We start from the raw sequence: 12494 nt of genomic DNA, 5'->3' as shown, positions 1-12494 counted from the left end.
AAATTAGTTGAAACAATCACAGGAACAGCCTCGTGTTTACATTTGGACTGAACTCTTCCCTATAGATGATCCATATCATTACTGATCGCAAAGGGTCTGGGCGCTTCCATGGTAGTAATCGTAAACAGCGATGGAGAGCGCAATATCAAGCACCCCAGATCCGACACTCTCATAAAGGGTAATCTGCTGATTGTTATCACGACCTGAGATTTTGTTAGTCAGGATATCGCCAATTGAACCATTGATTTTATCTTCTGTTATTAATCCCTTTTCAAAAGGGATGATGATATCTCCAGCTGCTTCCCATAATCCTTCTACGTGTTCAGTAATAATTTTGTCCGACCTGACGACTGTTTCCTCATCAATTTCTTGCATGAATGAGGTAAAGGAACCAATTGCGTTAATATGCGTACCCGGTTTAACGTTTGCCCCAGAGAATACGGGGGTCAGGGAAGTCGTGCAGGTACACAGGATATCGGAGGATGATACACAATCATCGGCTGTTCGTGCCTCAATAATATGATAAGGCCTGTTTTGTACTTTTTTAATATGCTCAATGAATGACTTAACTCTTTCTGATGAAATATCAAAAATATATAGCTCGTTGATCTCACGGACCTCCTGGATGGCAAGCACTTGTGAGAATGCCTGCAATCCAGAGCCAATGATCCCCAAACGGCAGGCATCTTTTCTGGCCAGAATATCGGTTGCAATAGCTGCGCTTCCTGCGGTTTTTATTGCGGTAAGGTAGTTCGCATCAATTAAGGCCAGTAGATCTCCAGTCTCAGCCGAGTACAGGCTAACTTTTGACATAACGCTTGGCATGCCCTTAAAAATATTGCCAGGGAATACCGACGAGAATTTAGAGCCAAAATAGGGGGCATTGGTGAAATTGGCGACCAGCCACTGGCCTACGTTTTCCTGCCCTCGGACGGGCATAAAAACCCGATTCCCGGCATAAATCTCACCTTTTACACAATCCTCATAGGCTTTTTTTAACACCGGGAGAGTCATCTTAATGGTCACGACTTCCTGGACTTGTTTTTCATTGATTAACAACATTTTTCTTCCTGGATTTCAATACGATGACGCAGGGAGTGCAGGTGTTGAATAGTTTTAAAATAACTAATTAGCCTTTTTCCCTATGCCATAAAAATTTACGCATGCCTGAACGGTAGAATTTTGCCCAATAGGGGCAGCGACTCTCCCGCGATATAATTCAAGCTATGACGATATCCCCTTCAAGGCGGCACGCACAGGCTAAAACATAACCTTGTTCAATTTCGTCCGCGCTCAGCGTTGTTGTACTACTGACGCTGTGTTTGCCCTGTATTACACGGGTTTTACAGCTACCACAGAAGCCTGCGTTGCAAATGGCCATGACCGGCACATTATTTCCCTTTAATGCCTCCAGCAACGTTACACCTGCTGGTACGTGAAACTCTTGTGCCAGATGGGCGACGGTGACATTTAGCAGTTTTTCACCTGTACTGGGGGTTGCCAGCGCTGGAACGTGAAATTGCTCTTGTTCGTATTGTGTAGCACCTAACGCAGTAGTATCAGCGGCGACCTGGTCCATATAAGGGACTGGGCCACAAACCATGACCCGACGTTGGTCAAGATCGGGGACTAATTCGGCAAGCTTTTCCTGCGTTACGCGGCCGGACAGAATATCTCCCTCTGCACCTTGTTCAGCAAAAATCGTGAGCTTTAACCAGCGTTGAAGATCCCGCCATTCCTCATTAAAAATAATATCGTCAGGAGAACGTACGCTGTAAATAACCTGAACGTTTGTTTGCGGGCGATTAGCCTCCAGCCATCTGCACATTGAAATAATTGGGGTGACGCCACACCCTGCCGCCATGAATAAATAACGTTTATCCTTATGATGGGCACAGGTGAAATCTCCCTGGGCTTGCGATAGCCAAATGTCGTCTCCTGCTTTGACTTGCCCGGTGAGCCAACGAGAACCTAGTCCATCAGGTAAACGTCGTACTGTTAAGGCAATATAAGGGCTAATTCCTGGCGTAGAGGAGATTGTATAAGCACGCAGGGTTTCGCTGTTATTTATACTGACTAATGCAAATTGTCCTGGTTCGTACTCATAGCCTTCATTGCAGCTCAGAAATAAGGTCCATACATCAGCCGTTTCCTGATCGATGTGGTGGACTTGCATACGATAAGTACAGAGTGCATGTGGTGCAGATAACATAGCGCTTCCTTAGACAATAGTCATGAATTTTGTATAACCATATGATAATATTGCTTTTATCAAGATTGTGCTGTTATGCATACAGGATATGACTCAAGAATGGCGGATCTGGTAGAGCATATTCGCCAATGAAAATCACATCAAATTCCGTATTATGTTACGATGTTCCGAATTAATAATAGTATATTTCTAATATTTCAAAGGTGTCAACACTAGAAATATACAGTGTTGAGCTTGATCGCTATTTATTTGTTCAGGGAAGTATATTTAAATGATTTTTTGATTTTAATCAAATTATTATTGATTTCTCCAGTGGGGGAAATTTTTGGAAATGTATTCAGTTGCAGAACAGGAATTAACGTTAGGTATTTTGCATCTCATCAGAGAAGCGATTATCTGAAGTATTTAAAGTACACTTGGAAGGATGGGCTAGTGTAGCGATATTCTAAATGCAATGAAGGTGGGCAATCAAAACAGATGATTGCCGATAATAAAGAGACACTGTTATTTTTACATAAACAGTTTTGATAAGACAGCCGTTGAGGCTCCAAGACGTTGTGATATTCGACCAACGGTAGTGAGAAGCTGTTGCTCAATATTCGCCGCAGTTGTTTTATCAAGACGAACAACGGGTATCGAAATACTGAGCGTCGCAACTACAGTATCTTCATAATTAAAGACCGGTGCTGCGATACAACGGACGCCCTGGAAAACCTCTTCATAATCGTGAGCGATGCCGACTTTGCGAATTTTCTCAATTTCTTTGAACAGAGATTCACGTTCAGGGATGGGGATTTTTTTATTATCGATTAGCTGAAGTGTTTTATCGACTTCATTTTCATCGCTAAACGCAAGAAACACACGCCCGGAAGCTGACTGAATAAGAGAGAAAGAACTCCCGATAATGGAGTCCTGGCGAAGCGTTTGGGTGGTAACTTGTTTATCAATAATCAACATTTCTGTGCCAGAAACGACGCAGAGGTTTACCGTTTCATTAATCGCTGCCAGCAGCTCTTTGCAGAAAGGACGCGCGATATCCACCAACTGAGAGTGATTAATCACCCTGCTGCTGATCGAAAATAATTTAAACGAAAGAGAGTACTCCCCCCGCTGTTTTTCTTGTACGACGTATCCGTTATCGGCAAGCGTCAGCAGCATTCGATGTACCGTTGTTTTCGGCATGCCGACTGCACGGCATAACTCTGAAAGTTCCCATGATTTTCTTGTCGAAAGCATTTCGATTAGCGTACAGACTTTCGTTATAGAACCAATTTCGTAATATTTTTTATCTTCTTCTGACATGACCTGGGTATCCTTCAAAATCATGGTGTCGACAAGCAATCAAGATACGCTTCCCTCATTAGCCTTTCCCTATTTTATTGCATTTAGTGTGGTAAATAAACTGAAAAGCCCTTTTGATGGAAATTGTTAGCGCTTGCACTTCAGTATGTTAGCAATTGATTATGAATGAATTCAACGTCGTTTTCACGACGCTGAAGCGGAACAACAAGTTAGTGCATTATGCGACTTTCTCCAAAATGAGCTATGTGCGTTTAATGCTTATGCAACAGGTATTTTTTGTTGTTCTAGGCAATTTTTAAAGACCTGCGGAGTAAAGCACTCCAGAGCATTCTTTGCTGACCATGCATAGGCGTCCGTTGCCGTCATTTTTAACCCTGTGGGACACGGAACGATGACTTCAACGAAGGAGAACCCTAATCCTTTGATTTGACATTCAAAAGCATTGCGTATGCTTTGTTCTGCTTTCATGATCCCCTGAAAATCAGCAACGGTTTCCCTTGCCAGATACGCTACGCCTTTCATTGCGCGCATCATTTCCGGCACCAGTAGCGGATTACCGTGAATTGACGGATCGCGTCCTTTTGGTGTGGTTGTGGTGACTTGTCCTGGAAGAGTTGCCGGGGACATCTGCCCCCCGGTCATCCCATAAAGTGAGTTATTCACCATGATACAGGTGATGGGAACCCCCCGGTTTGCGGCATGTAAAAGTTCGGCAAGTCCAATACTGCTCATATCCCCATCGCCTTGATAGGTATAAACAATATTATCAGGCAAAGCCATTTGATAACCGATGGCAACGGCAGGGGCCCTGCCATGCATGGCTTCTATTGCATCGATATCCAGATAATGATGAGAGAAACCGCCGCAGCCTATCCCGGCAACGGCTATCGTTTTCTCTCTGATTCCGAAGTGTTCGATCGTTTCTGCTACCAGGCGGGTCACAATGCCATGTCCGCAGCCGGGGCAAAAACTGAAGTTTTCGTCAAACTTGAGGGTCTGACCATAAACGTCTTTTAGTGACTGCATTTTATTCTCCATCAAGTAATTTGTTCACTTCACGCGTCATGTCTGCGAGCGTACACATCGGGAAATTACCGCCAGTCTTGCCCAGGAAATGGACCGGGACTTTCCCGTTAACGGCAAGACGAACGTCTTCCACCATCTGACCATGGTTCATCTCAACAACGAGGATCGATTTGACTGAGGAGGGTAGTGATTCAAAGGCTTTGTCAGGGAAAGGCCATAAGGTAATTGGGCGGATGTAGCCCACTTTTTTCCCTTCTGCGCGCAGAGAAGAGACGAGGTCTTTTGACATGCGCCCGTGGATGCCGAAAGCAGCAACCAGCACTTCGGCGTCTTCCACCTCTTCCTGCTGCCAGAGTTGTTCCTGCGTTTTGATTTTTTCGTATTTATGGCGCAGTCGTTCGTTCATGTCGTATCCCTGCTCATGATTATAACTACCGGTAAGCAGGAACCGTTTTGCGTGATCTTTTGTCCCTGTGATGGCCCAATCCGATGTATCAAATGCGGCGCTGTAATCGTGTTCATCCGGGAAGGTCGTTGATTCCGTCATTTGGCAGGTCACGCCATCGACGACAAACAAGATCGGAGTTCGCCAGGTGTAGGCGAGTTTTACCGCATGCGGCATAAGATCGGCGATTTCCTGACCGCTGGATGGGGCGAGTACGATAACTCTGTAATCACCGTGCCCCCCTCCTCGGGTTGCCTGGAAGTAGTTACTTTGCGCGCCAAGAATATCGCCGTCCCCCGGCCCCACGCGCATAGCATCAAGGAACAACGCGGGGAGTTCACCTGCGGCCATAAAGGAGAGCGTCTCTTGCATCAACGTCATTCCTGGTCCGGAGGTTGTTGTTGCTCCCAGTTTACCGGTGCACGCATAGCCCGCCAACGCATTCGCCACGGCCAACTCACTCTCCATCTGCACCATGCGGCCATTTTTTTGCGGTTGACGCCATGCTGAATACTTCATGGCATCTGTTGCCGGAGTAATAGGATAGGCAAAGTGGCAACGAACTCCGCATCGGAGCATGCTTTCGGCAAATGTTTCAGTATTTTTTAAAAATAATGTTTCGCTCATCCTGTTGTCTCACATTTTATTTATTATTTGCTCCGCCATTATTGGCGGAGCGATTCACAATAAAATCTCACATTGCATATTTGCTGTTGATGATTAGCTTTCCACAATTAGGGATGGACTTTTTCTGTTACTCCGCTGCTACTCCCTTCTGAGGCTTTTTGAAAATGTACTGAGGTTTCTGGTGCCCAAAACTGACAAACAAACGTGCCAAACCAGAGAACGACGACACAACTACCCAGAGAGGCATAAATACCGTAATTTGTATTAATTACGGGGAGTAAGAATGTCCCTGCTGCGGCACCAAGACGGCTTACAGCGATAGAAAAACCAACGCCTGAGCCGCGAAGTTCTGTAGGGAAAAGTTCAGGTGGATAGGTATTTTCCAGTACCGCTGCGCAGGAAAGTACCAGCGCGAAAGCAGACAGCATGATCACCAGCAGCAGAGGAGGCATACCGTGCCAGAGTGCGATAATCGTCAGAATCACGGCTGAAATATAAAATGTCCACATCAGATAGGCTCTGCGTGAAATTTTATCAACAAGCCAGACACCAAATACCACACCAATAACCATACTAACGTTATAAAGAATGCCCGGCGCATGTGGGTTCTCAATATTCAGATTCGCCAGTACCAGAGGCAGGAATATCCCAATGCCAAAGAAAGGAAAAACCTGACAGGCGTAGAAAATACCACCGACTAACGTTTTATGGCGTAATTCCGGGCCAAATAGCGTGAACCAGGATACGGATGGTGCCCCTTTTTCGGTTGAAGCTCCCTGCTCATCTTGAGGCAGGCAATACTGAGTACCTAAATGATTATGAATTAAAGCCAATGCCTCTTCTTTACGTCCTTTTCTTGCCAGCCAGCCTGGGGACTCAGGAATGCCTGTGCTGGCACGCCATATAAAAGCCAGAGCTCCTGGGATGGCTGATGAACATAAGATCCAGCGCCAGCTATCTTCACCCAGGTGTGGCATACCGACAACAATCAGGTCAGCGGCGTAAGCGACGGCAAATCCAACAATCCAGAAAATTAATAACGAGCTTAACATGCGTGCTCGTGAGCGCTTGGGTGTCCATTCGGTCAAAAGCGCTGCACTAACGGTGTAGTCAATACCGATAGTTACCCCTATTGCCAGACGAACAATGGTGAGTAATAAAGGGTCGGAGATAAAAAATTGTAGTACGGACAAAACTGCGAATATCAACATGGTTACGCTGAAAAGCAGTTTTCTTCCTATTTTATCCGTTATCGGTCCTATACAAAGGCTGCCAAACAGAATCCCGATAAAAGCCCCTGCGCTGATTAACCCCACCCAGAAATCAGTGAGGTTTAAAGACTTCGTGGCATAACCAATACCTGTACCGACAATACTAAGCGTAAAACCATCAGTGACTTGCCCCAGAAATACGCCCGTAGCGACTTTTTTATGGACTGGAGATAGCGGCGCATCTTCAAAATTGATGCCCGAATGTTGACCGGTGTTCATTATAAATAACCTCATGGTTACGTTATTTGGTCTGACCTTTTTCGAAACTTATCCCGGCGATAAATGAATAACTCACGATAAAAATGCCCCCAGGCGAAAAAGGAAACCCTGGCAACTCACCTCTCTACACGAGAGGTGAGAGTCTATTAATAAGTAACGATTGTTGTGACTTAGCGAGGATTAGGCCCAAATATCTCCGACAGTAAAACCTTCAGTGAACGGATCTGTCGGGTCAAGAACATAGGTGCTGTATCCATAAATCCAGGCCTGTCCGCCTACGGTTGGAACGACGCCTTTGTATTTGCCAATCTGTACTTCTTCAACGAGGTGGCCGGTAAAGACGTTCCCCAGGATACCTTCGTGGCGGAATGCCTGATTCAATCCCAACTTGCCTTTCGCATGCAGTACGGCCATTTTGGCACAGGTGCCGGTTCCGCATGGGCAGCGGTCAATAGCGCCGGTCCAGGTTGCTGGATTGGCAAAATCGACGTCTCCGCTTGCAACAGTAACCGCATTTTTCCAGTCTGAATCAGGATTATCAGCAGGGCCAGACAGCTGAGAAATGGTAATGCCGACGCCCGGGTAATCCGGATGTTCGACAGGCAATTGATCCTGGGCGGCTCTCAGTATTAAAGAAGAGACACGTGCAATTTCAGCGCCTTGCTCGGGAACCAGCTTGATCCAGTCGAACTGGCGAACATCTGCGATAACATAGAACATGCCGCCCCAGGCGACATCAACAGTGACTTTACCCAGCTCTGGCACATCAATAACGGCATCCAGATGAGCTGCGAAAGCCGGAACGTTTTTGAACGTGACGTTAGTGACTTTGCCATTGTGGCATTCAGCCCGGATGCCGATTAATCCGGCAGGCGCTTCCAGCATGAACTCGGTGACCGGCTCCTGCATTGGCAGCATGCCCGTTTCCAGCAGAACTGTAGCGACAGAAATGGTATTGCCGCCGCTCATGACCGGGTATTCAACCTGTTCCATAATAATGTAGCCCATGGCTGCATCAGGATGCTTCGGCGGCACAATCAGGTTACAGCACAGCGGCGGGTAACCGCGAGGTTCGCGCAGCATAAGTTTGCGGATTTGGTCATCATTTTTTTTCAGCCACTGCATCTGCTCATAAACGGTGTTACCTGGAATATGGGGTACCCCACCGGTTACTACGCGCATAGGTTCGCCAGCATGAGTTTCTACAGCGTAAAACATTCTTTTAAAGCTCATAATTTTTTCCTTTTAGCTTCTTTCAGTTTTAAACAAGAGTATTCAGAAGCTCGCCGCCATTCTTGTTCGTCCCCGACAAGAATTGGCCACGAACTGCAATTTTTACCGCCGCCAGGTTGAGTCGGCCTCTGCTTACATAGCTAATTCCATGCCATTATAAGTTACGGTGTTCCGAAATAAGTTACGATGCGATTATTTAGCTCTTCCGGCACGGAGGTTGTCAATATGATTAATATGGTTTTTGTGATGGTGCGCATAAGTCGCGAGATTGGAGGAGGACAGGATTTTGAGTATGTAAATAAAGCGTGAATTTACTTCTGTGAAATAGTTTTTTTGGATAATCATTTAAACATTTCATTCACAATTCGCGTGAATGAAATGGATCTCCAGTCGTATTAAGTCAGCGTAATTTTTAACGAGATATTTATCTCAACCAAAAGTATCGGCTCTTGACATTACTAAAAGTGCGGAGGAGTATAAATAAAACGGAACGCCGTAACTTAATTCGGTATTAAACGATTTTGATATAACTGAGATTTGTTAATAGGTTAGCCGCAATGTGGCTGAATGAGGCACACCAGAATGGTTTCGATATCTCGATGTTGAAGAGAGACTGCGCAATAACAGGGGCTGAATATTCATTTCATGGCGATATGGTCAGGAGGTGAATTCCTTTTTGGGAGGGCAGAATGCTCGCCCCTCTCTTTACTGGGTAAATGTTATTTAAATGTAAAAAATAAATGAGCAAAAAAGTGGGAGCAACACGATGAAATATAAGTGCGCGTTTTCCGGATCCGGTGGACAGGGGGCCGGGATGATTGCAAAGCTAATCTGTCTTGCCTGTATTAAAGATGAAAAACAGGTTGTCATGACTCAAACCTACGGTATCGAACAGCGTGGTGGAGATTCAACGGGCTATGTTGTTCTGTCTGATGAGGTTATCGGAAGTCCTATCGTGGAGTCGGATGCAGATATTGGGGTAGCGCTAAGCGAAAGCGTATACCAAAACGCTGTCGAAGGAATGAAGCCGGGCGGAAAGTTATTTATCAATAGTTCTTTAATTGAAATACAATCTGAAAGGCATGGCATTAAGCAGATAGCTATACCTGCATCAGAGTTGGCGCAAGAGATTGGCGATATTCGCGTGGCGAACATCATTTTGCTCGGTGCGATTATTGGTAAAACTAAAATGCTGAAACCTGCATCAATAATTTCCGCAATTGAAGAGATTCTTGGTAAGAAAAAACCTGCGCTGCTTGAAATCAATATTGCTGCTTTAAATAAAGGCCTCGAAATAGCCGACCAGGAGGCCGTGTATGAGTAATGATACCAGAACCCTGCAGATCCTCAGTGAACGCTGCAAATCATGTGGCATGTGTATTTCCGTCTGTCCGAGCAAAACATTATCCGTCGGAGAAAACCTCAATGCGCAAGGTTACGCATTTGTGGTTCAGTCGGCTCCGGAAAAATGCATTAAATGCAACATTTGCCGAATTGTTTGCCCCGACGTCGCTATTGGCGTTGTTAATTGCTAATTGTACTTTTTTAAGGATTAAGCCATGTCAGATTTGACCGCTCTTTTTCAGCCGAAAAGCGTTGCCCTCATTGGCGCATCTTCTAATACAACGAAATATGGTTACTGGACGACAAAAAGCCTGATTGATAACAACTTTCAGGGGGAACTTTACTTAGTTTCTAAGTCACCTGTGGGGTCTATTCTGGGCCATAAAACCTGGCCCTCGATTTCTGATGTTCCTGGTGACGTTGACCTGGCAATCATTAGCGTTGCCCCTAAAGCGATCTTACCCGTTATTGAAGAGTGCGTCACGAAGGGGGTTAAGGCTGCGATTGTTGTTGCAACAGGCTTTGGCGAAGTGGATGAAGAAGGGAAAGCGCTTGAGCAGAAAATGTTGGCGATAGCCAGCAAAAGCGGAATGCGAATTATGGGGCCAAACTGCATGGGCTTATTCAGCTCAGTGGTAAATTTGAATGCCAGCATCATCGACCTGGATAAAGGGCATATGGGACTGGTGCTGCAAAGCGGCAACTTCGGTATTGATGTTAATTTTAATGCTAAAACCCGTGGCCTGGGCTATAGCTGTTGGGCGACCATTGGTAATCAGATTGATCTGCGTTTTGCCGACTTTGTCGAGTATCTGGGGCAGGATGAAGCGACTCGCGTTGTGATGATGTATATGGAAGGGTTACGCGTTGGCTCTGTTGATGATGGGCGTTCCTTCCTCGAGAAAGCCCGCCAGGCGACGCTGCGCAAACCTGTCCTGGCTATTAAGATTGGGCGAAGTGAAGCCGGCGCTCGTGCCGCCGTTTCTCATACGGGTTCGCTAGCGGGCAGTGAACAAGTTTTTGATGCCGCGTTAAACCAGGCAGGGGTTATCCGGCTTGATAGTCCAAATGAGTTATTAGATGTTGCAGAAGCCTTTGCTCGTTGCAAACCGGCGAAAGGCAATCGTATTGCTATCCTCACCGATGGCGGCGGTCACGGCGTCATGGCGACCGATATGGCAGAACGCTTTAATCTTGATGCCTGCGTGTTATCCGAAGAGACACAAACAAAAATTCGCGCCATTCTCAAGCCTCATTGTCCGATCAAAAATCCGGTTGATCTTGCTGGTACGCCTGAAGGCGACATGTGGGTCTTCGACCGCTGCGCCGAAGTATTGCTGGCTGACCCTGATGTTGATGGTCTGGTCATCGTTGGTTTATACGGTGGCTATGCCGATCTTTCCGAAGAGTTTCGGCAACTGGAGATAGATGTCGCAAAAAGCCTGGTGAAGAGGGTTTCTGCTTCTGATAAACCTGTCGTTATGCACTCTATCTATCAACCGCAGCAACCTGAGAGTCTGAAGTATATCGCTGAAAATGGTTTCCCTGTTTACGGTTCGATTGACGCCACTATGCGTGCAATGGGAGCACTGCTGGGGTATGCCGGTAAACAGGAGAAAATTCGCGAAGAACTGGCCGCCGTTCCACCAGAACTACCGGAAGATCGCCTTGCTATTGTACAGCCGATTTTTGATAAAGCCCGTTCGCAAGGTCGCGTTAACCTGGTTGAAACGGAGGCGCGCGATGTTTTACGCGCCTATGGCTTTGCGCTTCCGCAGCACTGGCTGGCAAAAGATTCTGATGAAGCAGCCAGAATGTTCCAGGAAATCGCAAGCGGTAAAGCGGTGATGAAGATCGTCTCGCCGGAAATTCTTCATAAAACTGATGCGGGCGGCGTGCTTCTCAATATCGATTCACCGGAAAAAGCGCGCACCGCTTTTGATACGCTGATTGCTAATGCTAAACGCTACGATCCTCGTGCCGAAATCTACGGTGTTATGGTGACGCCAATGCTGGCGGGCGGTGTGGAATGCATTATTGGTAGCAGCTATGACGTAACGTTTGGCCCAACCATTATGTTTGGTTTAGGGGGGATCTTTGTGGAGGTACTGAAAGATGTTGCCTTCCGTGTTGCTCCGGTAAATGCCCCAGAAGCAGAGCGTATGATCCGTGAAATTAAAGGCTACCCATTGCTGGAGGGCGTTCGTGGTCAGCAAGGTGTGAATGTTTCCGCTATCACCAGTGCTGTATCGCGACTTTCCTGGATGGTGGCGGAGCTTGCTGATGTTGCTGAGGTCGATCTGAATCCTATATTCGCGACCGAGAAGGGGATTGATATTGTTGATGCCAGAATTGTGCTTCATTCAACCGATGGAAAATAATATTAGTCATTCCGCGTTTTAGCATTCAAGGAATATATAATGGAATTTATTAACGATATACAGAGTCCGGCACCTTGTGGTGCCTATTCACATGCGGTCAGAAGCGGTAATTTTTTATTTATCTCAGGGCAGGTTCCTTTTGACCCTGCAACAGGTAATGTTGTGGGTAGCGACATATCTGAACAAACGACCCAGACAATGAAAAATCTTGTCTCTATACTCAACTCTTCTGGTTTAACACTGGATAACATCGTTAAAACAACCGTATACCTCGCAAATTGGGATGACTTTAGTGGCTTCAACACAGTATACGCTGATTATCTTGGTGCCCATAAACCTGCCAGAGCTTCCGTAGAAGTCAGGCGTATCGCCAAGGATGCTCTGTTGGAAATCGAGGCTATAGCGGAGTTTTCGTGATTTTCTAGCGTGATTAA

General features: G+C 46.2%; 11 protein-coding genes. 4 read left to right on the top strand and 7 right to left on the bottom strand.

All coding sequences use genetic code 11. The annotated features are described in order from the left end of the window. Nucleotides 1-78 precede the first annotated feature (78 nt). The 7 genes from DA718_RS25335 to DA718_RS25305 form a co-directional block, all read right to left on the bottom strand. Entirely contained in the window at nucleotides 79-1062 is a 984-nt protein-coding gene (locus DA718_RS25335; protein ID WP_112216389.1) for an ornithine cyclodeaminase family protein, read from the bottom strand. A 157-nt stretch (nucleotides 1063-1219) separates the two neighbouring features. Continuing rightward, nucleotides 1220-2212, bottom strand: a complete 993-nt coding sequence (hcr, locus tag DA718_RS25330) for an NADH oxidoreductase (protein ID WP_112216390.1) — start codon at nucleotides 2210-2212, stop codon at nucleotides 1220-1222. Between the two features lie 510 nt (nucleotides 2213-2722). Continuing rightward, nucleotides 2723-3514 carry an IclR family transcriptional regulator gene (locus DA718_RS25325; protein WP_112216391.1) on the bottom strand — a complete coding sequence of 264 codons (792 nt, stop codon included), beginning with the start codon at nucleotides 3512-3514 and terminating at the stop codon, nucleotides 2723-2725. A gap of 258 nt (nucleotides 3515-3772) precedes the next feature. Then, nucleotides 3773-4540: a thiamine pyrophosphate-dependent enzyme gene (locus DA718_RS25320; protein ID WP_112216392.1), complete on the bottom strand. Its 768-nt coding sequence runs from the start codon at nucleotides 4538-4540 to the stop codon at nucleotides 3773-3775. A gap of 1 nt (nucleotide 4541) precedes the next feature. Continuing rightward, complete coding sequence (locus DA718_RS25315) at nucleotides 4542-5564, bottom strand: hypothetical protein (RefSeq protein ID WP_227016031.1); 1023 nt, start codon at nucleotides 5562-5564, stop codon at nucleotides 4542-4544. A gap of 155 nt (nucleotides 5565-5719) precedes the next feature. After that, on the bottom strand, nucleotides 5720-7102 hold the full coding sequence (locus DA718_RS25310) for an MFS transporter (protein ID WP_112216394.1): 1383 nt from the start codon (nucleotides 7100-7102) through the stop codon (nucleotides 5720-5722). Nucleotides 7103-7282: 180 nt separating this feature from the next. Next, nucleotides 7283-8335, bottom strand: coding sequence for a proline racemase family protein (locus DA718_RS25305; protein ID WP_112216395.1), 1053 nt, complete (start codon nucleotides 8333-8335; stop codon nucleotides 7283-7285). A gap of 814 nt (nucleotides 8336-9149) precedes the next feature. Here DA718_RS25305 and DA718_RS25300 point away from each other — a divergent pair. The 4 genes from DA718_RS25300 to DA718_RS25285 are packed head-to-tail and all read left to right on the top strand — an operon-like array spanning nucleotide 9150 to nucleotide 12477. Further along, the gene (locus DA718_RS25300; RefSeq protein ID WP_221888564.1) at nucleotides 9150-9659 is read left to right on the top strand and encodes a 2-oxoacid:acceptor oxidoreductase family protein; all 510 of its coding nucleotides are present in this window, start codon (nucleotides 9150-9152) and stop codon (nucleotides 9657-9659) included. Next, a complete protein-coding gene (locus tag DA718_RS31080) occupies nucleotides 9652-9870 on the top strand; it encodes a 4Fe-4S binding protein (protein WP_112216397.1) in 219 nt (72 codons plus the stop codon). The genes DA718_RS25300 and DA718_RS31080 overlap by 8 nt, the downstream gene beginning before the upstream one ends. A 24-nt stretch (nucleotides 9871-9894) precedes the next feature. Further along, complete coding sequence (locus tag DA718_RS25290) at nucleotides 9895-12060, top strand: acetate--CoA ligase family protein (protein WP_112216398.1); 2166 nt, start codon at nucleotides 9895-9897, stop codon at nucleotides 12058-12060. Between the two features lie 39 nt (nucleotides 12061-12099). Next, nucleotides 12100-12477, top strand: a complete 378-nt coding sequence (locus tag DA718_RS25285; RefSeq protein ID WP_112216399.1) for a Rid family detoxifying hydrolase — start codon at nucleotides 12100-12102, stop codon at nucleotides 12475-12477. Nucleotides 12478-12494: the final 17 nt, after the last annotated feature.

Source organism: Klebsiella huaxiensis (assembly GCF_003261575.2).
GTDB classification, from domain to species: Bacteria; Pseudomonadota; Gammaproteobacteria; order Enterobacterales; family Enterobacteriaceae; genus Klebsiella; species Klebsiella huaxiensis.
Note: the sequence above shows the minus strand (reverse complement) of the source record. Positions and strands in the feature narration are given on the sequence as shown.

Bases quoted from the DNA above. Each gene is read 5' to 3' on its own strand.
- DA718_RS25290 (WP_112216398.1), top strand. From the start codon at position 9,895: ATGTCAGATTTGACCGCTCTTTTTCAGCCGAAAAGCGTTGCCCTCATT.
- DA718_RS25300 (WP_221888564.1), top strand. From the start codon at position 9,150: ATGATTGCAAAGCTAATCTGTCTTGCCTGTATTAAAGATGAAAAACAG.
- DA718_RS25310 (WP_112216394.1), bottom strand. From the start codon at position 7,102: ATGAACACCGGTCAACATTCGGGCATCAATTTTGAAGATGCGCCGCTA.
- DA718_RS25320 (WP_112216392.1), bottom strand. From the start codon at position 4,540: ATGCAGTCACTAAAAGACGTTTATGGTCAGACCCTCAAGTTTGACGAA.
- DA718_RS25335 (WP_112216389.1), bottom strand. From the start codon at position 1,062: ATGTTGTTAATCAATGAAAAACAAGTCCAGGAAGTCGTGACCATTAAG.
- DA718_RS25285 (WP_112216399.1), top strand. From the start codon at position 12,100: ATGGAATTTATTAACGATATACAGAGTCCGGCACCTTGTGGTGCCTAT.
- DA718_RS25325 (WP_112216391.1), bottom strand. From the start codon at position 3,514: ATGTCAGAAGAAGATAAAAAATATTACGAAATTGGTTCTATAACGAAA.
- hcr (WP_112216390.1), bottom strand. From the start codon at position 2,212: ATGTTATCTGCACCACATGCACTCTGTACTTATCGTATGCAAGTCCAC.
- DA718_RS25305 (WP_112216395.1), bottom strand. From the start codon at position 8,335: ATGAGCTTTAAAAGAATGTTTTACGCTGTAGAAACTCATGCTGGCGAA.
- DA718_RS25315 (WP_227016031.1), bottom strand. From the start codon at position 5,564: ATGCTCCGATGCGGAGTTCGTTGCCACTTTGCCTATCCTATTACTCCG.
- DA718_RS31080 (WP_112216397.1), top strand. From the start codon at position 9,652: ATGAGTAATGATACCAGAACCCTGCAGATCCTCAGTGAACGCTGCAAA.